The 23,891-nt window shown below is 56.5% G+C and carries 23 protein-coding genes and 3 pseudogenes; 9 read left to right on the top strand and 17 right to left on the bottom strand.

Annotated elements, in window-relative coordinates; genetic code table 11:
- Window positions 1-66 precede the first annotated feature (66 nt).
- The 3 genes and pseudogenes from NMC31_RS24455 to NMC31_RS24445 all read right to left on the bottom strand — a co-directional run.
- Window positions 67-2,670: pseudogene (locus NMC31_RS24455) on the bottom strand (Tn3-like element Tn3 family transposase); the annotation flags it as partial.
- Window positions 2,671-2,684: 14 nt separating this feature from the next.
- On the bottom strand, window positions 2,685-3,953 hold the full coding sequence (locus NMC31_RS24450; protein WP_011191342.1) for an IS4-like element ISApu1 family transposase: 1,269 nt from the start codon (window positions 3,951-3,953) through the stop codon (window positions 2,685-2,687).
- Window positions 3,954-4,270: 317 nt separating this feature from the next.
- Window positions 4,271-4,642 carry a hypothetical protein gene (locus tag NMC31_RS24445; protein ID WP_004099020.1) on the bottom strand — a complete coding sequence of 124 codons (372 nt, stop codon included), beginning with the start codon at window positions 4,640-4,642 and terminating at the stop codon, window positions 4,271-4,273.
- A gap of 156 nt (window positions 4,643-4,798) precedes the next feature.
- Here NMC31_RS24445 and NMC31_RS24440 point away from each other — a divergent pair, with 156 nt between their 5' ends.
- Window positions 4,799-6,073, top strand: a complete 1,275-nt coding sequence (locus NMC31_RS24440; protein WP_045892401.1) for an IS4-like element ISApu2 family transposase — start codon at window positions 4,799-4,801, stop codon at window positions 6,071-6,073.
- A gap of 13 nt (window positions 6,074-6,086) precedes the next feature.
- Here the strand turns inward: NMC31_RS24440 and NMC31_RS24435 are convergent.
- Window positions 6,087-6,464: pseudogene (locus NMC31_RS24435) on the bottom strand (DUF4158 domain-containing protein); the annotation flags it as partial.
- Window positions 6,465-6,626: 162 nt separating this feature from the next.
- On the opposite strand from NMC31_RS24435, the gene NMC31_RS24430 reads away from it, so the two are divergent.
- The 4 genes from NMC31_RS24430 to NMC31_RS24415 all read left to right on the top strand — a co-directional run bounded on the left by NMC31_RS24430 (window position 6,627) and on the right by NMC31_RS24415 (window position 10,115).
- Complete coding sequence (locus NMC31_RS24430; protein ID WP_001217881.1) at window positions 6,627-7,184, top strand: recombinase family protein; 558 nt, start codon at window positions 6,627-6,629, stop codon at window positions 7,182-7,184.
- A gap of 122 nt (window positions 7,185-7,306) precedes the next feature.
- Window positions 7,307-8,287 carry an IS481-like element ISKpn27 family transposase gene (locus NMC31_RS24425; RefSeq protein WP_013213985.1) on the top strand — a complete coding sequence of 327 codons (981 nt, stop codon included), beginning with the start codon at window positions 7,307-7,309 and terminating at the stop codon, window positions 8,285-8,287.
- A 74-nt stretch (window positions 8,288-8,361) separates the two neighbouring features.
- Complete coding sequence (bla, locus tag NMC31_RS24420) at window positions 8,362-9,012, top strand: class A beta-lactamase (RefSeq protein ID WP_045286946.1); 651 nt, start codon at window positions 8,362-8,364, stop codon at window positions 9,010-9,012.
- A 221-nt stretch (window positions 9,013-9,233) separates the two neighbouring features.
- Window positions 9,234-10,115: a carbapenem-hydrolyzing class A beta-lactamase KPC-2 gene (locus tag NMC31_RS24415; protein ID WP_004199234.1), complete on the top strand. Its 882-nt coding sequence runs from the start codon at window positions 9,234-9,236 to the stop codon at window positions 10,113-10,115.
- A 249-nt stretch (window positions 10,116-10,364) separates the two neighbouring features.
- Here NMC31_RS24415 and NMC31_RS24410 read toward each other — a convergent pair.
- The 10 genes and pseudogenes from NMC31_RS24410 to NMC31_RS24360 form a co-directional block, all read right to left on the bottom strand.
- Window positions 10,365-11,228: pseudogene (locus tag NMC31_RS24410) on the bottom strand (IS1182-like element ISKpn6 family transposase); the annotation flags it as partial.
- Window positions 11,229-11,691: 463 nt separating this feature from the next.
- Entirely contained in the window at window positions 11,692-11,847 is a 156-nt protein-coding gene (locus NMC31_RS24400; RefSeq protein WP_013213988.1) for a hypothetical protein, read from the bottom strand.
- A gap of 127 nt (window positions 11,848-11,974) precedes the next feature.
- Window positions 11,975-12,400, bottom strand: coding sequence for an antirestriction protein (locus tag NMC31_RS24395; protein WP_013213989.1), 426 nt, complete (start codon window positions 12,398-12,400; stop codon window positions 11,975-11,977).
- Between the two features lie 110 nt (window positions 12,401-12,510).
- Window positions 12,511-12,789, bottom strand: a complete 279-nt coding sequence (locus NMC31_RS24390) for a hypothetical protein (RefSeq protein WP_013213990.1) — start codon at window positions 12,787-12,789, stop codon at window positions 12,511-12,513.
- A gap of 533 nt (window positions 12,790-13,322) precedes the next feature.
- Window positions 13,323-13,883: a replication protein gene (locus NMC31_RS24385; protein WP_014343471.1), complete on the bottom strand. Its 561-nt coding sequence runs from the start codon at window positions 13,881-13,883 to the stop codon at window positions 13,323-13,325.
- Between the two features lie 663 nt (window positions 13,884-14,546).
- Window positions 14,547-14,969 (bottom strand): antitoxin MazE-like protein, encoded by a 423-nt coding sequence (locus NMC31_RS24380; RefSeq protein ID WP_015060223.1) that lies wholly within the window; start codon window positions 14,967-14,969, stop codon window positions 14,547-14,549.
- Entirely contained in the window at window positions 14,966-15,286 is a 321-nt protein-coding gene (locus NMC31_RS24375) for a BrnA antitoxin family protein (RefSeq protein WP_045286807.1), read from the bottom strand. Before NMC31_RS24375 ends, NMC31_RS24380 begins: the two co-directional genes overlap by 4 nt.
- Window positions 15,246-15,524, bottom strand: coding sequence for a BrnT family toxin (locus tag NMC31_RS24370; RefSeq protein WP_015060221.1), 279 nt, complete (start codon window positions 15,522-15,524; stop codon window positions 15,246-15,248). The genes NMC31_RS24375 and NMC31_RS24370 overlap by 41 nt, the downstream gene beginning before the upstream one ends.
- Before the next feature lie 41 nt (window positions 15,525-15,565).
- Window positions 15,566-18,238 (bottom strand): TraI/MobA(P) family conjugative relaxase, encoded by a 2,673-nt coding sequence (traI, locus tag NMC31_RS24365; protein ID WP_033996285.1) that lies wholly within the window; start codon window positions 18,236-18,238, stop codon window positions 15,566-15,568.
- On the bottom strand, window positions 18,219-18,539 hold the full coding sequence (locus NMC31_RS24360; RefSeq protein WP_021029055.1) for a plasmid mobilization protein: 321 nt from the start codon (window positions 18,537-18,539) through the stop codon (window positions 18,219-18,221). The genes traI and NMC31_RS24360 overlap by 20 nt, the downstream gene beginning before the upstream one ends.
- Before the next feature lie 309 nt (window positions 18,540-18,848).
- Between NMC31_RS24360 and NMC31_RS24355 the strand changes: the two genes are divergently transcribed.
- Genes NMC31_RS24355 through NMC31_RS24340 form a run of 4 tightly spaced genes read left to right on the top strand, consistent with a single transcriptional unit; the run spans window position 18,849 to window position 21,263 of the window.
- Window positions 18,849-19,205, top strand: coding sequence for a hypothetical protein (locus NMC31_RS24355; RefSeq protein ID WP_058656681.1), 357 nt, complete (start codon window positions 18,849-18,851; stop codon window positions 19,203-19,205).
- A 12-nt stretch (window positions 19,206-19,217) separates the two neighbouring features.
- Window positions 19,218-19,901, top strand: coding sequence for a nucleotide-binding protein (locus tag NMC31_RS24350; RefSeq protein WP_015060218.1), 684 nt, complete (start codon window positions 19,218-19,220; stop codon window positions 19,899-19,901).
- Window positions 19,894-20,544, top strand: coding sequence for a DUF6753 family protein (locus tag NMC31_RS24345; RefSeq protein WP_015060217.1), 651 nt, complete (start codon window positions 19,894-19,896; stop codon window positions 20,542-20,544). The genes NMC31_RS24350 and NMC31_RS24345 overlap by 8 nt, the downstream gene beginning before the upstream one ends.
- A complete protein-coding gene (locus tag NMC31_RS24340; protein ID WP_015060216.1) occupies window positions 20,541-21,263 on the top strand; it encodes a hypothetical protein in 723 nt (240 codons plus the stop codon). The genes NMC31_RS24345 and NMC31_RS24340 overlap by 4 nt, the downstream gene beginning before the upstream one ends.
- Window positions 21,264-21,287: 24 nt before the next feature.
- On the opposite strand, the gene NMC31_RS24335 is transcribed toward NMC31_RS24340, so the two are convergent.
- The 3 genes from NMC31_RS24335 to NMC31_RS24325 form a co-directional block, all read right to left on the bottom strand.
- Window positions 21,288-22,115 carry a 3'-5' exonuclease gene (locus NMC31_RS24335; protein ID WP_011270172.1) on the bottom strand — a complete coding sequence of 276 codons (828 nt, stop codon included), beginning with the start codon at window positions 22,113-22,115 and terminating at the stop codon, window positions 21,288-21,290.
- A gap of 194 nt (window positions 22,116-22,309) precedes the next feature.
- Window positions 22,310-22,501, bottom strand: a complete 192-nt coding sequence (locus NMC31_RS24330) for a hypothetical protein (protein ID WP_033147142.1) — start codon at window positions 22,499-22,501, stop codon at window positions 22,310-22,312.
- A complete protein-coding gene (locus NMC31_RS24325; protein ID WP_033996289.1) occupies window positions 22,501-23,412 on the bottom strand; it encodes a DNA-binding protein in 912 nt (303 codons plus the stop codon). Before NMC31_RS24325 ends, NMC31_RS24330 begins: the two co-directional genes overlap by 1 nt.
- Window positions 23,413-23,891: the final 479 nt, after the last annotated feature.

Here is a 23,891-nt window from a genome sequence, read left to right as displayed (position 1 = left end):
GGGGTCTGACGCTCAGTGGAACGAAAACTCACGTTAAGCAACGTTTTCTACCTCTGACGCCTCTTTTAATGGTCTCAGATGTCCTTTGGTCACCAGTTCTGCCAGCGTGAAGGAATAATGGCCGAGCATATTGATATGTCCGTGGCAAAGCGGGGAGAGGCGTGCGATATCTTCATCATTCAGTGTTTCACCTTGCGCCCGGAGATGATCCAGGGCTGCCTGCATATACATAGTGTTCCATAACACGACGGCGTTAGTGACCAGCCCCAGTGCGCCCAGTTGATCTTCCTGACCGTCGGTATATCGTTTTCTTATCTCACCTTTTTGACCGTGACAGATGGCTCTGGCAACGGCATGGCGGCTTTCTCCCCGATTAAGCTGGGTCAGAATGCGCCGGCGGTAATCTTCATCATCAATATAATTAAGCAGATACAGCGTTTTGTTGATGCGCCCCACTTCAATGATTGCCTGAGTCAGTCCGGAAGGACGTTCACTTTTCAGCAATGAACGGACCAGCACTGAAGCCTGTACTTTGCCCAGTTTCAGGGAGCCAGCGGTCCGGATCATTTCGTCCCACTGAAGGACTATTTTTCGGGGATCTGATTGCCCTCTGGCAATATCATTCAGCACGCCATAGTTGGCATCATGGCCCATTCGCCAGAAAACCGAAGCACCGGCATCAGCCAGGCGTGGAGAAAACTGGTATCCCAGCAGCCAGAAAAGGCCAAAGACAAGTTCGCTGGTACCTGCTGTATCGGTCATAATTTCGGTTGGATTCAGCCCGGTCTCCTGTTCCAGAAGGCCTTCCAGCACAAAGATAGAGTCCCTCAGCGTCCCCGGTATAACGATGCCATGAAAGCCGGAATACTGATCGGACACAAAGTTGTACCAGGTGATCCCTCTGTTATTACCAAAGTATTTGCGGTTCGGTCCGGCATTGATTGTTCTGACTGGCGTAACAAAGCGCATTCCATCTGCAGATGCCACTTCTCCGCCACCCCATATCTGTGCCAGTGGCAGCGTTGCCTGAAAATCAACCAGTCTGGCATTAGCGCTGGTGATAGTTTCAGCCCGCAGATAGTTCGCTTTTGTCCAGTTCAGCCGGTGTCGGGTCAGTGCAGGAACATTTGATCTGATCAGTGGTTCCAGACCGATATTGCAGGCTTCAGCCATCAGCACGGCGCTGATGCTGACGGGCAGATCATCAACTCTGGCACTGGCTTCACTAGCATGGAAAAACTCATCAGCAAATCCGGTATGGGCGTTAATTTCGAGCAGCAACTCTGTTAAATCCACCGGAGGGAGCAGATCACTGATCATTTTGCTCAGTCGTTTCAGACTGTCCGGCTCATCAAGACTGGCGAGGGGAGAAATTGTCAACCGGGGCTTCGGGCCAGAAACATCGAGTTCGACAGCCTCATTTTCGCCAAGACGTGCAGCAACCTGTCTGTAACGACTATCAAGCTGATGACCCAGAGATTTTATTGCTTCCTGCGGGTCTGTCGGGTGTCCCAGAGAACGATAAACCTTAATCCGGTTTGCCTGCCAGTCAGCACCCTGTAGTAATCTTGCTCGGGGATCTCCCCACCGGTTACTGCCGGTAACGTAGACATCCCTCCGCCTCAGACTATCCTGCAGTTTACTGAGAAAGCAGAGCGTGTATCCCCTGCGGGTGATATGTTTTTCCTTGTTAATCACCAGCCGTTTCCATGACCGACTGATAATTTCCGTTGGTGCGTCGTCAAAAAACTGCCGCCGTGAGCTGAACTCCCGGCTGAGGTAGTCACAGGCATTCAGAGTGGTAACCCCGGCAGGTGCGGATGAAAATTTAACGGTATTCAGCAGATGGGGCAGGAAACGACGAACGCGCCCGTACTGCTCCACCATTTCTTCATGAAAATTATCGTCTGAGGGCCGGGAAATTTCACGGACAAGCGTGATGATTTCAGCCAGCTTTTGCCTGGGGATGTAGCTGAACACCTCAGCACGAATCGATTCGTCCGGTGTTTCTTCTTTCAGCAGGTACGAACATGCGCTGGCGAGCGCCAATGCAGATTTATCCAGATCCTTCAGCGAGCGGAGCCGTTTTTTCTGCCCAATCTTTCTGGCGTCACGGATGATAACGGCCAGCATGGCGTCCAGAACGTCCAGTGCATCATCCAACGCCAGCGTTTCCCATGCAAGGACAAAGGCAACCAGAACCGCCATCCTTTTCTGCGGTGACATCCTGGCAATATTGAACACCGAAGTCATACCAGCATAACGTGCGAGATTTTTCAGGCGCACAGCCGGGAGTGTACTCAGGTTGTCAGCATGCAAGCCAAAATCGTTCAGAGTTTTCCAGCGTTCAATTGCTTCATTAAACGCCGGACCACTGATGGTCACAGGGCCTTTTTTCAGTGATTCCAGTAAAGACAGGCGGCTGCAATCAGTTGGCCCCAGCAGCATCTCCAGCTGTGAACGTTGTTCGGCTGACGGTATCAGTGCCAGTTTGTTCCACAGGCGCAACGTCGCCTTTTCCCTTACCTCTGAAATCAACCGGGTCAGCGTAGTGGCTCCGGGGAGAATAATACGATGTTGCATAAGCCACCCTGTCGCCAGATCGAAAAGCAGGCCAGGACGTTCGTTGCTTATCCAGCTCCGGGTATATAAAAGACGGGTAAGGCGAAATCATGTACAGGACCTTAAGCGGCGAGTCCATTTAAAACGCCTTCCAAGGTCCTGTTCTGTATCGACTTTCTCTGCTTGGTTCGGCAGGCGTTCTTGGCCAAATAATCGGCAGCCCATTCCAATCTTTCCCTTATTTCTGTCAGCGCCCTATGGGCCACTGCTTCCAATAGCGGTAGCCACCACGTCGCACTGTTCTTCGACGCTTTCAGCATCGATAGCGCCCCACTCATCACACTCTGCGCGACCCGTCTCTTCATCACCAGCGACAGCAGGCTCGTCCACACCAACCCCTCGGCAATCGCTTTCTCGCCCGTCACAAACCCCTTGAGCCGGTTGTGCGATTTCCACTCTTTAAATAACAACTCCACCTGCCAACGGCAGCGATACAGGCTCATCACCTGCTCTGCTGACCATGCTGCTCGCGGTAGGTTCGTCATCCACAGACAGAACCGCTTTTCCTCAGCAAACCAGCGCCGGATCAACCGGTACTCGACCTGGCCGGACTTCACCACCATATCCAGTACCTCGGCCCGACAGCGTCGCCGTCCGGCCTCTCTCAGAGATAGTCCCGCCAGCTTGGGTACTTCCCGTCCATCACCGCGCCAGGCTTGGATTATCTTGGGGTTCAGGCTTTTCGTGCCGCGCACCAGATAAAATCCGCCAGCGTCGTTCACCTGCTCAAACCAAGCCCTGTCAATGTAACCTGCGTCAGCCAGCAGCAGGCAGTTGGTCAGCGTGTGGGCTTCAGGCAGAAATTGCCGTTCCCCTGCGGTATCGGCAGACACACTCATGCACAACGGGCTCTGCTCCGACAGTGACATGGTCATATGGCACTCGATAGCTGCCGGACTGATGGTCTTGAACCGGCCGGGAAAATCAGCAGCAAGGCGCCGATGCACCGCAAAGGAGGTGCCATCGTGCAGTAACACCTGCTTGAACGCGCCGAGGGAGGCTGCTTTGAGTTGATGGTCGATACGCAAGGCGATGGCCCGCTCGACCAGGGCTTTCATAAACAGGGCAAAGCTCTCTTTGCGCAGCTGATTGTGAAACGGTTTGTAAGAAACCTGATGGGTGTTTACCAGTTGCAAGGCATTGAAATGGCGGTGTAAACCGGCAATGTCATTGACCTGGTCGCCTCCCATGGCCCGCAGCAGTGCAGGTACGAGCATGGCTGGGGTAATGGCACGCTGACGCAGACAAAACTTGCAGAGCCGAGCAATGCGCTCGAGTGCGGCGGGAGCCAAGAGTTGCTCCAGATAGTAATTAGCGTTGATAATAGTCATAGGCTTCGCGCGTGTTGATTTTGTTTGGCGATAAAATCAGATCACAAACGAAGCCTTTTTTATATCTATTTCAATTGGTTGCCGCTAAAGATCCTGTACATGAGTGAGGGTTATGGTGGCTATATGCTGGATATTGCTATTCAGATGACAGCCATATGGGGAAGATTACAGGCGCCTGAAATAACAGCAGAGTATGGAGTGACTACCACGGCTGGAGGTTGGCACGGGCTGATCCCCTCTCCCTTTGGGAGAGGGTTAGGGTGAGGGGAGCTGGCTGACCGGGTGTAGCAACCAGGCGGCATTACACCGCTGAATCTTCAGTTATTGAAATTCCACGCGATCGGCAGTTCGACGTCGAAGATAAGTGCATCCCCGTCGAGGCGAAAGGCCAGGCTGGTCTGGTGCTGGTCGTATTCGTTGATAATCAGGCAGCTCTCGGCGAAGTTGGACTCGTAGTTGATATGGGCCACTCCTTCACGGCCGTCAGCGAGTTCGATGCTGAGCACCCGCAGCGGGTTCTCCTGACTGAGGTTGACCCGGGTGTCCCCCACGTCCACCAGCCGTTCCAGCAGAGGGAAGAAATCTTGTCTGTGGGTCGTTATGGCCTGGGTGATGGCCTGCTCCAGCTCAGCCTGGGTGGCGAAGGGGCCGCCGAGTGGGTAGCGGGTCTGGATCCTTTCCTGAGTCATTGCGTTTCCTCCTGAACTGAGATGTGGCAACAGTTTGGCCGCTGCAGTGACCTGTCATGTACAGGATCTTTAGCTACAACCAATTGAAATAGATAGAAAAAAGGCTTCGTTTGTGATCTGATTTAATCGCAAAAAAAAACCGACACGCCCGAAGCCATGACTATTATCAATGCAACCCAGTACCTCAAGCAACTTCTTAGCTCTTCTGAACTCAACCGGATCGGTAAATTTACCGGTTTTTGTCAGCGACTCCGGGATATCCAGCCTGCGAGACTACTCCCGGCTCTGCTCTCAGGGCTTGGTTGCGACAAGGTGGATGGTATTGCTGGTTTGCATCGCCATTTCAATGCGTTGCAGCTCCATGATACTGACCAAATAGCGTATAAACCCTTTCACAACCAGTTACGCAAGCAGGGTTTTCCCTTGTTCATGCGCGCACTGGTTGAACGAGCCATCGCCTTACGCCTCAAGGAGTGTCTACCGGACGCCCACGGACTGGCAGGCTTTGAGCAGGTACTGCTGCAGGACGGGTCGTCATTCGCGTTACATCCGCAATTGGCAGAACATTTCCCGGGCCGATTCAATAAGCACAGCCCCGCTGCGGTAGAGTGTCATATGACCATGTCCTTGCTGGACCAGTCGCCGATATCGATGAGTATCACGGCGGATACCGAATCGGAGCGCAAGCATCTTCCGGCCGAAAATTCGTTAAATAACAAACTGTTATTGGCGGATGCCGGTTACATCAGCCGCGAGTACTTTGCTGATGTGACCAAAGCCAAAGGAAGCTATCTGGTCAGAGGGAGTCAAAATCTCAATCCCAAAGTACAGGCAGCTTACCGACAGGACGGCAGGGAAATGCCCAAGTTACTCGGAAAAAAGCTCAAGGATATCGATCGGAGAAGCTGCAGAGCCGAGGTTCTGGATCTGGATGTGAGTTCGGGAAAGTATAAATATCGACTCATAAGACGTTGGTTTGCAGAGGAAAAACGGTTCTGTATATGGATGACCAATCTTCCGCGTGAGCGATGGCCAGCCGAGAAGGTGATGGCATTGTATCGTTGCCGTTGGCAGATCGAACTGTTGTTCAAAGAGCTGAAATCACATAACCGGTTGAAGGCGTTCGCGACACGACAAAAAGCGATAGCGGAAGGCTTGATCTGGGCTAGTTTGCTGGCCTTGCTGGTCAAACGTCGGCTGGCGCTGACGCTGATTGGCAGCGCGGAGTTATCGATGCTGAAGATTGCCAAAAACAGCGCGCTTTGGTTAATGCCGATATTGGCGAGCATCATCCATGGTGCGTGGCAGGAAATAACAGAGAAGTTGGAGTGGGCAATGGTGTATTTATCCAAAAACGGCAAAAAGAGTAGGCAGAGAAAATCCAAGCAAAACAACACGTTAGACGGTATTATTAATTCGCTTGCCGCTTAAGGTTCTGTACATGAAGGCGAAATGTCCAGGGCCAGGCAAATTCACGATACTGATAGTGCTGACGTATCAGCGCTGCATGCTCACGGCGGGTATTTTCCCTCTGACCGTATTCTGCAAGAACGGTGATATCACGAATCCCGAGCTGTCTGGCGGTAAAATGCCGGACGCCGGAAGGAATATGATTCATATCGGTGAGGAAGGTGCCCAGAAAACGGACACATCCAATTTGCAGGGCAATGCCCAGACGGTTGTGATCACCTCTGCTTTTTCCGATAAATTCCTTGTCTGCTTCATCAAGATGAAAATATCGTGCCAGCTGAAGCTCATCCGGTTCACCGGTGAATCTGCCATAGCTTTCAGTCTGCTCAGTGGTCAGAAAGTCAACGGGCATATCGGCCTCCCTGCCTGACGGGCATTTAGTAACATTTTTGCAACCGTCCGAAATGTTATAAATTATCAGACATAGTAAAACGGCTTCGTTTGAGTGTCCATTAAATCGTCATTTTGGCATAATAGACACATCGTGTCTGATATTCGATTTAAGGTACATTTTATGCGAATTTTTGGTTATGCGCGGGTCTCAACCAGCCAGCAGTCCCTCGATATTCAGATCAGAGCGCTCAAAGATGCAGGGGTAAAAGCTAACCGCATCTTTACCGACAAGGCATCCGGCAGTTCAACAGATCGGGAAGGGCTGGATTTGCTGAGGATGAAGGTGGAGGAAGGTGATGTCATTCTGGTGAAGAAGCTCGACCGTCTTGGCCGCGACACCGCCGACATGATCCAACTGATAAAAGAGTTTGATGCTCAGGGTGTCGCGGTTCGGTTTATTGACGACGGGATCAGTACCGACGGTGATATGGGGCAAATGGTGGTCACCATCCTGTCGGCTGTGGCACAAGCTGAACGCCGGAGGATCCTAGAGCGCACGAATGAGGGCCGACAGGAAGCAAAGCTGAAAGGAATCAAATTTGGCCGCAGGCGTACCGTGGACAGGAACGTCGTGCTGACGCTTCATCAGAAGGGCACTGGTGCAACGGAAATTGCTCATCAGCTCAGTATTGCCCGCTCCACGGTTTATAAAATTCTTGAAGACGAAAGGGCCTCGTGATACGCCTATTTTTATAGGTGTCTGGACTCGTGGGATCATGTACCCATGCGTAGCTGGCCGCTCTTCAAGGCCAGACACGTTTTGCGTACACTGTTCCAATCCGACTCTTCACTGGCAACTCGATGACCCAGGCACTGCACAGCCAAGCCCGTACTACCCACCTGATCCGTGAGGAAATCAGGAACTCGACGCTCCCGCAGGCCGAACTGGCCAGGATGTACAACGTCACCCGCCAAACCATCCGAAAGTGGCAAAACCGCGAGTCTCCTGAAGACAAGTCGCATGCGCCGAACAAGATGTACACGACGCTCACGCCCGAGCAGGAGCTCATCGTGGTGGAGCTGCGCAAGACGTTGCTGCTGCCCACGGACGACCTGCTGGCGGTCACGCGCGAGTTCATCAATCCAGCCGTCTCGCGTGCCGGCCTGGGACGTTGCCTGCGCCGCCACGGTGTCTCGGATCTACGTAACCTGGTCGAGCAGGAAGGCACTGCGCCCGCCACGAAAAAGACCTTCAAGGACTACGAGCCGGGCTTTGTGCACATCGACATCAAGTACCTGCCGCAGATGCCCGACGAGACGGCAAGGCGCTATCTCTTCGTTGCCATCGACCGTGCTACGCGCTGGGTCTTCATCGAGCTCTATGCCGACCAGACCGATGGCAGCAGTGGCGACTTCCTCAACAAAGTCCAGCAAGCCTGTCCCGTCAAGATCGTCAAGCTTCTGACCGACAACGGCAGCCAGTTCACCGACCGCTTCACGGCTGGCGGCAAGAAGAAGGAACCCAGCGGCACACACGTGTTCGACCGCCTGTGCAAGCAGCTCGGCATCGAGCACCGGCTCATCCCGCCTCGTCATCCGCAGACCAACGGCATGGTGGAGCGCTTCAACGGTCGTATCAGCGACATCGTCAACCAGACCCGTTTTGGTTCAGCTGCCGAACTGGAATCGACGCTGCGCAATTACGTCAAGATCTACAACCACAGCATTCCGCAACGCGCGCTCCAACACAAAACACCCGTTCAGGCGCTCAAGGAATGGCATGAAAAACGCCCTGAATTGTTCAGGAAACGCGTGTATAACCAGCCGGGTCTTGACATATAGGTTAATGTCATGATAATAATGGTTTCTTAGACGTCAGGTGGCACTTTTCGGGGAAATGTGCGCGGAACCCCTATTTGTTTATTTTTCTAAATACATTCAAATATGTATCCGCTCATGAGACAATAACCCTGATAAATGCTTCAATAATATTGAAAAATGACTTGGTTGAGTACTCACCAGTCACAGAAAAGCATCTTACGGATGGCATGACAGTAAGAGAATTATGCAGTGCTGCCATAACCATGAGTGATAACACTGCGGCCAACTTACTTCTGACAACGATCGGAGGACCGAAGGAGCTAACCGCTTTTTTGCACAACATGGGGGATCATGTAACTCGCCTTGATCGTTGGGAACCGGAGCTGAATGAAGCCATACCAAACGACGAGCGTGACACCACGATGCCTGCAGCAATGGCAACAACGTTGCGCAAACTATTAACTGGCGAACTACTTACTCTAGCTTCCCGGCAACAATTAATAGACTGGATGGAGGCGGATAAAGTTACAGGACCACTTCTGCGCTCGGCCCTTCCGGCTGGCTGGTTTATTGCTGATAAATCTGGAGCCGGTGAGCGTGGGTCTCGCGGTATCATTGCAGCACTGGGGCCAGATGGTAAGCCCTCCCGTATCGTAGTTATCTACACGACGGGGAGTCAGGCAACTATGGATGAACGAAATAGACAGATCGCTGAGATAGGTGCCTCACTGATTAAGCATTGGTAACTGTCAGACCAAGTTTACTCATATATACTTTAGATTGATTTAAAACTTCATTTTTAATTTAAAAGGATCTAGGTGAAGATCCTTTTTGATAATCTCATGACCAAAATCCCTTAACGTGAGTTTTCGTTCCACTGAGCGTCAGACCCCTAATCCCAGCTGTAGCGGCCTGATTACATCCGGCCGCTACACCTAGCTCCACCTTCAAACAAGGAATATCGTTGATGTCACTGTATCGCCGTCTAGTTCTGCTGTCTTGTCTCTCATGGCCGCTGGCTGGCTTTTCTGCCACCGCGCTGACCAACCTCGTCGCGGAACCATTCGCTAAACTCGAACAGGACTTTGGCGGCTCCATCGGTGTGTACGCGATGGATACCGGCTCAGGCGCAACTGTAAGTTACCGCGCTGAGGAGCGCTTCCCACTGTGCAGCTCATTCAAGGGCTTTCTTGCTGCCGCTGTGCTGGCTCGCAGCCAGCAGCAGGCCGGCTTGCTGGACACACCCATCCGTTACGGCAAAAATGCGCTGGTTCCGTGGTCACCCATCTCGGAAAAATATCTGACAACAGGCATGACGGTGGCGGAGCTGTCCGCGGCCGCCGTGCAATACAGTGATAACGCCGCCGCCAATTTGTTGCTGAAGGAGTTGGGCGGCCCGGCCGGGCTGACGGCCTTCATGCGCTCTATCGGCGATACCACGTTCCGTCTGGACCGCTGGGAGCTGGAGCTGAACTCCGCCATCCCAGGCGATGCGCGCGATACCTCATCGCCGCGCGCCGTGACGGAAAGCTTACAAAAACTGACACTGGGCTCTGCACTGGCTGCGCCGCAGCGGCAGCAGTTTGTTGATTGGCTAAAGGGAAACACGACCGGCAACCACCGCATCCGCGCGGCGGTGCCGGCAGACTGGGCAGTCGGAGACAAAACCGGAACCTGCGGAGTGTATGGCACGGCAAATGACTATGCCGTCGTCTGGCCCACTGGGCGCGCACCTATTGTGTTGGCCGTCTACACCCGGGCGCCTAACAAGGATGACAAGCACAGCGAGGCCGTCATCGCCGCTGCGGCTAGACTCGCGCTCGAGGGATTGGGCGTCAACGGGCAGTAAGGCTCTGAAAATCATCTATTGGCCCACCACCGCCGCCCTTGCGGGCGGCATGGATTACCAACCACTGTCACATTTAGGCTAGGAGTCTGCGCGGCAGAGCCGTGTGACCGGTTTTCTGTAGAGCACTGACGATGGCGGCGGCGCTCTCTGCAATTGGCAAGGCGTCGGCGCCAAGGATACCAATCTTGCGGCGCGCGGCGTGTTATGACGACTGGGGTGCATTTGAGCCGCCCCATTTAACCTTCGCCCTCACAGATACGCCATTCGCCTCAGATTTAGCGCCATGCAGACGAGCTTCCACTCGGCTTGCACCTTGTCCAGGCCCCTCATGCTGAACTGACGCAATCCCATCACCGCCTTGATCCAACCATTCGGAGCCTCCACGATCGACTTGCGCCGGCGGTAAGCTGCATCGCCTTGCTCCGTTTTCAATTTCGCCGCAATCGCCGCCGTATGCGGATGGGTCTTGGCATTGACCTTGGCATCTTCACGTCCCTCGCGGCCGAGGGCAACGATGACATCGCCGTGGTGATCGGCGACCTTTGCCAGAACAGCCTCACTACGGAATCCCGCATCCGCCAGCGTCTGGGCCGGCATTTCTCCGGTGTTGGCCTGAACTGCTGCCAGCATGCCCAGCAGCGCCTGACTGTCCGCGGCGCAGTTGGTCAACTCCGCCGCCACGATGATCTGGTGCTCGGCATCGACCGCTGTGTACCCGTTGTAGCTCTGCTCGGAGCCACCACCGGCGTGTTTCATGATCCGGCTGTCCGGATCGGTGAAGCTTTCCTGATCACGGTCATCCGGCACACCAAACTCGCGTTTGTACGAGCCACCGCCCTTGTCCGAGCCATCCGGATGGCGAGGCCGGCGGCCATCGTCTTCGCTGCGCCCCCGGGCCTGGTCCGCTTCACGCTGGCGCGCTTCCAGGCGCGCCTTTGCCGCCTGGATCGCCTCCAGGCGCTTCTCGCGGCGAGAAATCTCGGCAGGAATGTCCAGCTCCGGCTCGTTACGCTCCTGGTCGTCGGTAGCCTTGGCGCGATCAAGCAGCGCCTTGATCTCGCAATGCAATTCGTCCTCGGCCGGCTTCATGCGCTTATAGCTCATCGCCTTGTGGTCGCCATGTTTGGCGGCTTCGTATTCAGGTTCTTTAGAGAGATCCTTTAGATCGCCGTTCCTCACTACTGCCGGGAAGTCTCCCCAGGGAGCACGTTCGGCCTTATGTTCGGTCATGGTTTCAATCCCGGTCAGCGTCCCATATAGCCCCGAAACCTGCCAGGTGGGCCAAGATAGACCAGGCACCATAAGCAATAGGGCTAGGGTTGGTTTTGCTCACCCAACGCCTGAAGGTTCGGGTTCCCTTTCCGCTGCCTCTCTCACCAGGCAAACCAACGAGATCAGCGACATCAACGCCACTGAGAGGCTTACTAAGCCCTTTTCGTTGCCTAATCAGCTCCAACACCTCTTTGATTTCATCGGCGGTTGGAGCCTGCCAATCTTCAGCGAACGGCCTAAGCGTTTCAGGTCTAATCATGCGATAAATCCTCAAATAGCCCCGGTCAATGCCGGGGCTTTTTTATCAATGGGTAACGGTCGCGGCGGCCTCCCGATACGCCTTCAGTTCAATCAAGAGCAAGCCAAGCTCCCGCATCTTCATGCGCGGCATATGAACGGGGCGGCGGGCCGTCAGAGCGTCGCCAATGTGTTTTGCAAGTGATACAATATCCGTATTCATCGCGTTTATCCTCAAATTGACCGGTGAAAGCCCCTGTGATTGGTTGCAGCCATACCAGGGGCACCATTTCTTTTTCTACCTATGCACCTCCTTTAAGAGCCCCGGCCATCACCGGGGCTTTCTGTTGCTAGTCTATTGCGGCCAAGATGGCCTCTTTTTCGTCATGCTCACAAGCCCAATCCCGCAAGCTGTGATACAGCCTTGAAAACCGCTCCTGGTCAGCGCCTTCTGTGTGAAATGACAGATGGCTATAGAGGTAGAGGCAAGCGGTAATCCCGGCAGCATCGGCGCTCATTTGGCCACTAAAGTAGTTCATGGCCTCGATGTTCAGCATTTCATCACGACGCCCAGGAGCCATATAAAAGCCGCCGTTCGACAGCTCCCACATAAGCCAATAAGCCCCGCGATACTCGCGGCAGAGCCCTTTCATTTGCTGGTAAAGCATCGACTCGAAAACCACATAGAAACGGCCTACATAGCGGGGCATTGCAGCCATACGGCGAGGGGTGGCGACCAGGGAGCAGATCAGGGGATTAAGTTCTGTTTGCATCATCGGAGTTCTCCGGTATTGACCGTGGCGGGTGCCCGGCCTTCTGAGATATATAATAGGCCATTTTGGCCTATTGTGTCAAGCGGGTACAATAAAAAATAGGCCAAATCGGCCTACTTTTTTTCTCTCCAACTGAGCCACATTTTATTCAGCTCCAGGCTGCGGGCTGGCCAATCTGGCAGATTCACCGCATGGGCGCGGTAGTTGATCCGAGTATTCAGAGTGCAACGGGGAAAGGGGTTGGCCACCTTGCAGTAACGATAAAACAGACCGACGAGGCGAGCACCGTAACGATCACGCTCCCAGGTCAAAACGTTGTGCATATGCTCGCGGCGTTCGCGTATCCATTCTCGATAGAGTTGGTGAAAGGTGCGGTTAGCTGTGTGGATCATCGGAGTTCTCCGGTATTGACCGTGGCGGGTGCCCGGTCTTCTTAATTAAGATTATAGGCCAAAATGGCCTACTATGGCAAGAAAAAGCGCGCTCTACGTTAAAAAAATCACGTAGTCGCGGGGGATTGCCGCCAAGATTTCGCATAGCGTCGCCTGATTTCGTACGTACGAAATGGGCCACCTGGTCGAGCTGCTGCCGATGCCTGGTGAGTTGGCCACCTGGTTGATTTCCTTCTGGCGTCCAGATCTGAACTTGGCCACCTGGTCGAGCTGCTGCCGGTGCCTGGTAAGTTGGCCACCTGGTTGATTTCCTTCTGGCGTCCAGATCTGAACTTGGCCACCCGGTCGAGCTGCTGCCGGTGCCTGGTAAGTTGGCCACCTGGTCGAACTGCTGCCGGATCTAAAGGTGGAATATTAAGCAGGTAGTGATAGACTGAGATCCAGCATGGCTATACGCCTGCTAACCCCTCAAAAGAAAGCAGCCTCTAGGGCTGCCATCCGTTACGAAATCTCACTCACTTTGAAATAGCCATCTAAACGGCTTTACACCTGGCCGCCTGAAGGGCAACCGCTGAGGCTTCGCCATTAGTAATAGGGGAGGGACTTGTCTCACTGTTTTGTTGAGGTGAAGGCTTGCCCAGGCGATACCATTTAGCCCGGCTCATGCCCATAGCTTCCCAGGGCTTTTGCCTGCTCAATGAGTTGGCTTCATAGGCTTCACGCTCAAGCTGGCCAGCGGCGCGGCGACGTTCTTCATCACGCAGTCTATCGCGCTCTCTGCGGCGCTTCTGAGCCTCGTCAGTGCTGATAATCGTCTTCAGTTGCTCTTGTTCTTGCTGTGAGATCTGGAATAGGTTGATCAGCGTGTCGTTTTTGGGCGTGTATAGCGGTGCAAACGACTTTCCGCCGAACTCGACACGTTCCCCAGCCTCATAGGATTTCGCCTTGCTGTAGAGCGTCATAAGCTCTTTGGAGCGGTAAGACCAACGAGTATCCAGCTCGGAGGAAAGAGCGGCGGCCTCATGGTACATCTGGGCGCTGTTTGTTGCCCCGGAGAGAAGGAGAAAGTTAAGACGCCAGAAAAGATGCCTCATTCGCTCGCCTTCGTTGATTCCACCTCTGAGCTGGCCCAACTTGCGTAGGTCTTCCAGGGGGAACCGCAGAATTCGGAAAAAATCGTACGCTAAGCTAAGGAAGGTCTGAAAAAGCCCCCGCTCGAGAAATGCATCCCAGCAACCATGCGGGTTACAGAGCGGTGATTTCGCGAAACATGGGCTTTTTCAGAGCTTCCTTAGCGTTACGATAAAGCTAGCATGGAAACGATAGGTGCAAGCAAGTTAAGGGTTGCATCGCGCATGTCAATCTAGGCTATACCTCAACTGGGCGTCAGTCGGCTCACTGGCATCGCGTCAGACTAGGGCCGCTTTCTGCATTATCTGACGCCTAAACGTCAAACTCTATGGCCTCAACCTGACAGGCCGCATGCTTAGCGTACGATTTTGTCCGTTTTCTCTACCGTCCCCATCCAGGGGCTGATCGGTCGCCAGCGCGACCAGAACCGGCTTGAGGTTATCATTCGTGCAGCGGACTCCTGATACTGTTCGTTCAATAGACGACTGCACAACAGCCTTCAAACCGCGTTGTCTGGTGCAGTCGTCTTCTGAAAATGACAAAAACCGCCCCTTGCGGCAACTGTCCAACAAACCACCGTTTGCTGAACACTTGCCGGGTTACGATGAAACACCAACAAATGCCGCTCACTGCCTGCCCTGCCACGCCTTCACGGCCTCGGCCTGCGCCTGTGCCGCATATCCTTCATCGAGACTGCCGAAGGTGTCCGCCGCTACCTCGTCCATTAGGGTCTGCAAGGCCGTGTCGGCACTATCCGCTTGCGCAACAAGTTGGGCCTGTCGGCGGGCTTCCATCGCTGCCTCGGCGGCTTGCAAGTCCTCTCGGTCTTGCAGTTCCTCCACGATGTTTTCGCGCCAAGTCGCATCACTGCCCGCCTCGTTGCATAGCTCGCTGAGACGCTGCGCGGCATCCTCTGAACGAGCAAAAAGCCGCGCACATCGCAGGATGCGGGCGGCTTCTTCCGGGTTGCCTCTGGCTTGGTCGAACAAGAGCATTTCGCCCACGGCGGCGAGGGCTTCAAGCTCAAGCTGCTTGTCGTCGCCGCTCATTTCGCGTGCGCCTTGTGCGCCTCAACGTAGGAGCGCAAAACAGCATTCATGCGCGACTGATAACGCTTGCCGGTGTGCTTGAAGAACTCCAACACTTCGGCATCAATGCGCAGCGTGATTTGCTTCTTGGTGTGGGGCAATTGCTCCGCTGCCTTCATCCAGACAGCATCAGGCAGATAGGGTGCATCGCTATAGTCGATCTGCTCATCCGGCATCGAGGCCACGGCATCCAGTCGCGCCTTCTGCTCGGCGCTCAACTGTGGCGGCTTCTTGAGGTCAAGAGTTCGCTTCACGATATTGCTTTCTTTCGTCGGCATTTGCTTTCCTCGCAGAGATAAGGCGGATGGTTTCCTCGTGTCGGACGGTGTAGACCACATACAGGACAGCCGAGTAGGCAAGCCCAATCGTTGCCCAACGATCTTCCCCGTAGTCCTCGCGTCCGTCGTAGGCTTCAACCCGCCCGGAGTCGTAAAAAACAAGCTCGGCATCCTCGAAGGAAACGCCGTGCTTTTTCAGGTTTCGTGCCGCTTTATCGGCGTCCCATTCAAGTTCCATTGTGTTCTTATTGTAGCGTCTTTTTGTAGTTACATCAAGTCTTATCGACTCATGCCGGGTGAGTTGTCGCGCTCGATCTTCTGCGCCTTGGCCTGCTCCTGCTGGCGTACAGGCTCGCGCCCTTCCAGCTTCTCCCACTGCTGGCGGTACTTCCCAAGCTCGGCGGCTTGCCGGTCGCCTGCGGCGCTGTAGGCATAGCGGGCGGTGCGCTGCGCGTAGTCGTTCCAGTCGCGCCCCTCGTCCTTCTGCCGGGTGGCCGGGGCGCACTGGCGGATAGCGCCCTCGATGGCGGCTTGATCGTGGCCGGTAACGCGCATCCGCACGGCAATCATGGAATCCACGCGGGACAAGTCCACCTCGCCGCCACGCTGCCGCTTGATCACGTCGCGGTAATGCCGCTGGTAAGCGTCGATCGCGCTGCCGCTGGCCGCTGCAAGCTCCAAGGCGGGCTTGGCTTTGCTGCGTTCTGGCTGCTGCGCCTTCAAGGCGGCCTGACGCTGATACTCGGCGTCGATCTGGCTGGACAGGGCCAGCGCCTTGACGCACTCGCGGCGCTCGGCCTTGAGCAAGCGCACTTCGGGATAGCTGCCGTCCTCGCGCTGGTGCTTGGGCTTGCGATTCTCGTAGCCGGGTGCGCGGTGCGGGTGGATGGCTCCCGATAGCTTCGGGTCGCCGTATTCACGGTTCAGGGCATCGCTCAGCCGGTTGCCCACGTCCTTGTCGTGGGCCGTCCCCAGCTTCGGCACGGTGATGATGGCCTGATAGTTGCCGGGGCTTGATTCCAGCACAACGGCGGGCCGGTAGCCGTCACGGATAAGCCGCTCCAGCTTCTCCCGGTTCATGTCGTCGATGAGGATGTGATGCTTCTTGTCCGATAGTGGCGTGTAGTAGAGGTTTTCGCCCCGGCGCTGTAGGCGCAGCATCTCCGGCGTGCGCTGCTCGATCTCCTGCGGCGTGAAGCCCCGCGTGATGCCGTCCTTCTTGTCGAGGATGAAGGTTTGCTTCCTTCCGTCTGCCTGCATCTTGATGGACGTTACCCGGTAGCGCTCCGCGCCTACCGCTTCCGCGTACAGCTCAAACTGCTTTAGCTGCTCCGATTTCATCGCCTGCGCCCTCTCCTGCTGTATCCGCTGCCGCTCCTGCTGGATGCGCTCCTGAAGCTCAGGATTCGTGATCTTGAAACCGTGCTCTGCTGCTAACTTCGCGCACATGGCCTTGTATTCGTCGTTCCCGGTTACGGTGAAGCTGCCCCACTTCTGCGCCGATAGCTGCAAGGCGGCAAGCGTGCTGTCCCGGTTGCGCCAGTCGTGAATATCGATGCTTTTTCCCTTGTCCACGAAAGACACACCCCCGCCCGCCCCCGCTTCTTCCTTCCGGCTGTAATGCACCTGCTGGCCCACGATTTCAGGCTGATAGGCGCGGATGTCTCGCGGCGTCGGCGGCTCGCCGCTCGCGCCCTCGATGCGCTGCGGCTCGCTGGCGCGGTGCCGCCACTGCTCGGCAAGCTCCGGGCTTTTCTGCATCCGCTGCCACTGCTCCAGGTCGGGATAGGGCCGGAACTGCTGCCGGTGCTGCTCGCGCTGCTTCTGGTGCTTCTCTTTCAAGGCTGCTTTCTCTGCGGCCTGCTCGGCGGCAATCACGCTGCGCATGGCGTTGAGCACTTCGCCCTTACCCTTCCAGTTGCCGCGCATGAGTTCATCGCGGCGGGCTTTCTGCTGCTCGGCAATCTGCTTGCGCTCCTGCTCCTGCCGCTTGTCCAGTGCCAGCTTGGCCGCGTTCTTTTCCGCGTAGTGCGCCTTGCGCCCGGTGATGTAATCCTTCCATCCCGGCACGTCTGGCTTGATCGGCTCTGGCTCGCGCTGTGCTACCTGCTGACGCTGCGGCGGCGGCTGGTAAGCTCCGAGTCGCTTTTGTAACTTGGATAGGCTCGCGTCCCGGTCTGCGCTGCTGGCCTTCACGCCAACATCACCGACAAAGAGCGTCGCCCCGCTGCCTGTTTTCTCGTAGCGCATCCCCTTGGCTGCTAACTCGCGGTGCAACTGCTCCCACGTCTGCGCCTTTTTGATGATCGGTGCGCCGTCCTCAATGGCGATGCGTTCGGCGGATTTCTCCCCGGTGCGGTTTTCCATGTCGCGCTTCGGCTGGGCTGGCTGGCGCGGCTTGTCCTTGTCGATGTGCTCCCGGCCTAACTCACCATTCTCCAACACCTGATAACGCCCGTTCTGCTCACGCTGCCAGCCTTGTGCGTTCTCGATTCGTGCTATCGCCTTGTGCGCTGCCTCAATGTCGAAGCCGTTATTGATCTTCACCACCTTGAGCGTTTCAGGATGCACGCGGTTGATGGCAAGGTGCAGGTGCAAGTTGTCCGTGTCGGCGTGCAAACCATAGATGGCTTGATGGTCTTTAACACCTAGCTCATCCATGAAAATGCTTACCGCTTCTTCGACCTGCTCCGGGCTGGGCTGCTCGCCTTCTCGCCAACTCAGGACATAGTGATTGATCGTGTCCTTGCTTCGCACTGCCTCTTGTGACAAGGCAATCATTTCTGCCGTCTGGCTCTGTGGTTCATCGGTGATGAATCCACGCGCCCCGGCATGGATGCACTTCTCCTGCGAGTTCTCACGCTCCGGCTCGCGGATGTAGTCGGTTAGGCGAGAAACGCGAACCGCCTTGCTTGCTGCCTTCTGCGGGTTCTTAACCTTCTTGACGATCACGGCTCAGTTTCCCGATGTAGGCTTTCAGGGCCACAAGTGCCCCGGCTGTGTCCTTGTTGTAAATGCCTCCGCTTTCGTTGTGGATGTGCTTGAGCAATCCACCGATGCGCCGCAGCTCCTTGAGCATCACAGCGTCAGCGTTGGCAATGATCGGCCTGCCGAAGTAGCGGCGGCGGACAAGCTCGGACATGCTCAACCCGGCAAGGTCGGCATCCTCTTTCAAGCGGGCCTTCTCCGCTGCGGTCAGCCGTACATTGATAACGGCGTCCAGCGGTTCCGGCCCCTGCGTTTCAAATGGCATCGTGTCTCCTTCTCGCCGGGGCGGGGGGCGGGGTGTGTCTTGGACAGTAAGAAGCGAGAGCGCCGCACTGTCCGGGGTCAAGGGGATACCCCTTGCAGGATAAGCCAGACCGTGAGAAGCGAAGCGCCGAATGGGCAGGCGTCCGTTGGAACCACGTGGCGAAGCCATGTGTGTTACAACGGTCATCCTGTATTGCTCATCCGCTCTACTATCGTATCAGCAGTTTAGGTGCACGGGACGCACTTTGCAACAAGCACAAATGGCGCTATGCTGTCAACTCCGCAACAAGTAAGCAAAGGAGTTAGCACGATGAAGCATACGACAGAACAGCTAGAGGCTATCGCTGCAAAGCTGCGAGAGATGCCGCCAGTCGAGAAAAAGAAGCAAGAGCACAGCAAGCAAGATGCCGTGCGCATACTCTCGAAGGAAATCGCCTTGTTGCAAAAGCGTGGATACACGCTTGACCAGATTTCCGAGACGCTGCGCGGTGAAGGTCTGAGCATCGCAACTCCAACACTCAAGAGCTACTTGCAGAGAGCAAAGCCAGCGAAAAAAGCTCCGGTGCACGCACCGGGAGACACACCCCGCCCCCGCCCCGCCGTCAAGAAGCCTGCGGATACATCAAAGGCGACATTCACCCCGAAACCTGACAGCGACGACATTTAAGGAGTAAGCAACATGGCGAAAAGCATTTACCTGATCGGTGGCAGCAAGGGCGGCGTTGGCAAGTCGCTTGTCACGATGGCAACGGTTGATTACCTGCAAGAGCGCGGCGAAAGCGTCTTGCTGATTGAGTCTGACACCTCTAACCCGGACGTATGGAAAGCCTATAAAGAAAGCACGGAAACGGAGCTTATCAATCTGGATGAGGCGGACGGATGGATTCAGCTAGTGAACTTGTGCGATAGCAAGCCGGATAGCGTCGTGGTAATCAACACGGCAGCACGGAATAACAAGGGCGTGAGCGCCTACGGTGAAACACTGAATAGCACGCTTGAAGAACTCAAGCGGAAGCTGGTCACGCTGTGGGTGATTAACCGCCAACGGGATAGCCTCGAACTGCTCAAGGAATACATGGACGCAATTCCGAATGCGGATGTTCATGTGGTACGCAATGGACACTTCGGGGAAGAAAATAAGTTCGAGCTTTACAACGGCTCCAAGCTGCGCACGGCGGTAGAGGAACGCGGCGGGAAATCGGTGACATTCCCGGACATGGCCGACCGTGTGAGCGATGACATTTACAGCAAGCGCATGAGCATTGCGGTAGCACTCAAGGAATTGCCCATTGGCAACCGTGCGGAGCTTACGCGGTGGCGCAACGAGGCCAAAAAGGTATTGGAGGCCGTAGTCCATGAGTGACCTAGACGACAGCTTTGCAAAGCTGCTCGGCAGGCAACCTAGTGACGCGGAGCGGCAAAGTCTTTACCGGGTTCGGGATGCACTCGGCCTGAAAAACAATGATGCGCTGTGGCTGGTGCTCATGGCCTTGCAACACTACCAAGGCCAGTATGAGAAGTTCCCGCAAGCGATAGCACAAGCAGCCAAAGATACCTTGGTCAATTTCAAGGTAACGGCGGATGCAACCGTGAAAGCATCAGCGGAAGCAGCCAAGGCGGATTTGGCGCAAGCGGTAGCAGCAGCAGCGCAAGAGGTCGCGCACAACACATCAGCAAAGCAGATGTGGCAGTGGGCGGCGGGCTGCATCGCCGTGGCCTTCCTGTGCGTCGGCCTGTTCGGCTGGTACATGCACAGCAGCGGCAAGGATTCGGGCTATCAGGCCGGATACGGCGCCGGATACGGCGCGGGATACACCGAAGCCAAGGACGAGAAAGCGGCGGCGGCATGGGCCAACACGCCAGAGGGGCGCTTGGCCTACCGCTTCGCTCAAACGGGAAGCCTCGCCAGCTTGGCGAAGTGCGATAGGCCGGGGTGGTACGTCGAAAAAGGCGTGTGCTACGTCAAGCCCGCATCGGATGGCACCTACGGATGGAGGTTGCCATGAGAATCAAGATCAAAGGAGAAATCACGGCAGAACGCCTAGCGGAAGCACTGCACGCAGCAGCAGAAAAATACGAAGCTGTGAGGCCGGGGCACAAGGTCTATGGGGCCAATCTTTACCTCACGGCATTCGATGCGGATGGTCTGCCTTTCGATCTGGTAGACCATCGCGGCGAACCGCTTTCGATCACCATCGAGGCCAAGTCTGGCGAACTGGTAAAACCAGCACTCACAGCAGAGGGTGAAGCACGCCGACAGAAAGCCAAAGAGGAAGCACGAAGGCAAGCTGAAGAAGCGGAAGCTGAAGCACAGCGCAGACACAGGCAAACCTTAGACGAATACGAACAGGAGCGGCAAAAACGACGGAAAAAGGAAGCCGAAGCAAGAAAGCAATTTGAGGACGCGAACGCAATCACTGCCGAACTCTTGAAAACCATGCCGGAACGCTTCATCGACGAACTGAACAAAACCGTGCAAGGCGTTTGGGACGACCTCAAGCCAACCGAAACGCAAGGCAAGAAGAAGGGCCAGCCGAAAGCACTACCAGTCTTTTCCGTCCATGCGGACGGCCTGTTGCTCTCCGTCGAGACATGGAAGAACCCACGCCGGGTGCTCAATCCGCTTTGCACACTTCAGCACGGAAAAATAGCCCCATTCTGGATGCACGAAGCGTGGTTAGAAGCCATGTGTGGGATGCGAATAAAGATTCATCCGTACAAATAAAGTCTCATTCTTTGAAATAGAGTTTCATCCTAAAACAGAGGGCAAAGCCTCCTGCGGGACGGTGGCCACTTTCGGCCCTGCCGGTCGCCGTCCGTTCGTGCGGCGCTGCAAGTATCGCAGCACACCCAGCGTCATGCGGGCGTCGGCAAGGGCGCGGTGTGCGCCGTCTTCTGCCACGCCGCAGTCGGTCGCAGCCTCGATCAGCTTCAACCATCGCCAGCGGTCGCGGCTCCGGTCGTACTCTCCATGCCACTCGGCATACATCAGCATCGCGCAAGCGGTCGTCAACACTGGCGCGGTGATTCCGTGTATCTGATAGGTCTGCCGCAGCAAGCGCGCATCAAAAGCGACGTTGTAGGCAACGACGGTTCGGCCAGCAACGGCGGCGGCGTACTGCTCGGCCACCTCGGGCCAGCTCGGCGCACTGGCCACCATGGCGTCGGTGATTTTGTGAATCGCTGTCGCCTCGACCGGGATTGGCCGGGTCGGGCGTACCAGCGTGTCGAGGATCGGTGCGCCGGTCACGTCGAGTATGGTTATCTCGCAAATCTCGGCGTCATCACCGAGGCCGGTGGTTTCGGTGTCGAGCACAATGCAGCCTGCGGCGATCAGGTCTTTTGCCTGCGCTGCGACGTGCTGGCGACGGACTTGGGCACGCCCAGGCATCCAGCGCCACGGCACGCACTCGGCTGGGTTGTACACATCATAAGCCCCCTGACCTTGCCAGACACTGCCAGCGGGCTTGGTGTTTAGTCCCGGCATGAGGCGGAGGCGTTCCTTGAGGTGCTTACGGCATAGAAGCCCCTTGGCCTCTGCTTCGGTCGGGGTGAGGTGTTTTCGGGTTTTGGGCATACGCCCCCCTTGTTGGTGTCTCAGTCCCGGCGGTAGTGGGCGACGATTCAGACGCTCGAAAGTATGAGACTTTATTTTCACGATTCAGGCCGCGCCCAATGCCACGCGATCCTTTCAGAATGACACTTTACCCGCCTGCCAAGCCTGAGTCTTTCAAAACAGTCCTGAAAATTGGCGTAGCTTAGGATGGGACTTTATTTGCATCCCACAGCTTCGCTGTCTGCGGCCTCTCTCGCCCACCATGCAGGCCGGGCGGCTGCGGATGACAGCGCCCCCACGGCCCACAATGCAAGCTCCTGATCGCCCAGGTTCGCAGCCTGCACGATCACCGCCCCAAGCTGCCGCAACTCATCGGACAGCGCCTGAAATTCTGCGGCGCTTGGCATCACTCGCCCCCCTTCCCTTTCGGTGCCTTCGTGGCCTTCTCGGCGGCCTCGGCTTTGTCCTGCTGCCGTTGCAGCGCCTCAAGCTGCCCGGTAAGTCGTGCGGCCTGCTCGCGGGCCTCTGCTGCCACCTTGCGAGCCTCGTCACGCTCGGCCTGCGTCTGCCGGGTTTCCTGCGCTGCTGCGGCGCGGGCGGTGTCGTGGGCCTGTGCAGCCTTGGCGGCCTGCTGCTCGATCTGCTCGGCGCGGGCCTCTGCGCGGCTCACACGGTCGGCGCACGCCTCCAGCTTGGCGGCCAGCACGGCGGCCTGTTGTTCGGTGGCGGTGCGGCCCTGCTGTGCCTCGGCCAGTGCGGCGCGTAGGCGCTCAAGCTCGGCGGCCTGCTCGCTCACGCGCTCGGCCTGCGCCTCGATCTTGTGCCGGGCGGTTGCCACCTCCAGCCGGGCAGACTCTGCCGCCTGCTGCTCGCGCTCGATGCGCTGCTGCGCCTCGGCCAAGTCGGCGGCCTGCTGGGCGGCTTTGCCTGCCAGCGTGTCGCGCTCAGTGGTCAGCACGGCCACCTGCTCGGCCAGCTCGTCGCGTTCGCCTTCCAGCACCTCGCCAGCGGCGGCCAGTTCGGCGGCCTCCGCCTGCGCCTGCACCAGACGGCCCTCGATCTCGCCGCGTGCCCGCGATGCGGCCCGCTCGATCTCGGCGGCAATGGCAGCGGTCAGCGCCTGCGGCAGTTCCGGCGCAGCGGCTGCGGCCACCGGGCGGGCCTCGCGCCACGCGGTCAAGTGCTTGTGAATAGTGTTCGGGCTGCCGGTGTCGCCCAGCTTCTCCCGCACCGCCCGGATGGTCGGCTGCTGACCCTCGCCTGCCAGCGCATCAGCGACGGCGGCGACCTGCTCAAAAGTGATGCCCTGACGTGCCATGATCGTTGCTCCTTTCGTACCATATCAGCGTAAATCGTACCAATACAGATATGATACGCAATACAGATACGATATGCGAGCGGTTTTCGTAACGTACCGCTGCCCGGTCGGCTGCTCGTTTTTGGTGAAACACCGTGCTGACGCCTCGCCTTCGGCTCGTTGTCGGCCAGAAACGGGCCTACAGCGCGTTTTGAGAGGGTAAGAAAGGGGGCAGGACGAAGGGCGAAGACCGCTACCCTGCCCCCAGAGCCTCACGGCGGCGAGTGGCCTCCGGCGGCCCTGCCGGGGGCATCTTGCAAACACGATCAAGGCGACAGCCGTTTGACCGCATCCACAAATGACAATCTGAACAGGTGCATGGTCAGGTCGATGGCACCGCCGCCCTGCTCTTTCCGCGTGTCGTACCACTTCGGCCCGGTCGCCAGTAGCTCAACACCGCCGCCACCAATGGACACATTCAGCCGCACCGTAGCTTTGTC

This window comes from Pseudocitrobacter vendiensis, from assembly GCF_943590815.1.
GTDB lineage: Bacteria > Pseudomonadota > Gammaproteobacteria > Enterobacterales > Enterobacteriaceae > Pseudocitrobacter > Pseudocitrobacter vendiensis.
This window is presented reverse-complemented; position numbering and strand designations above follow the sequence as displayed.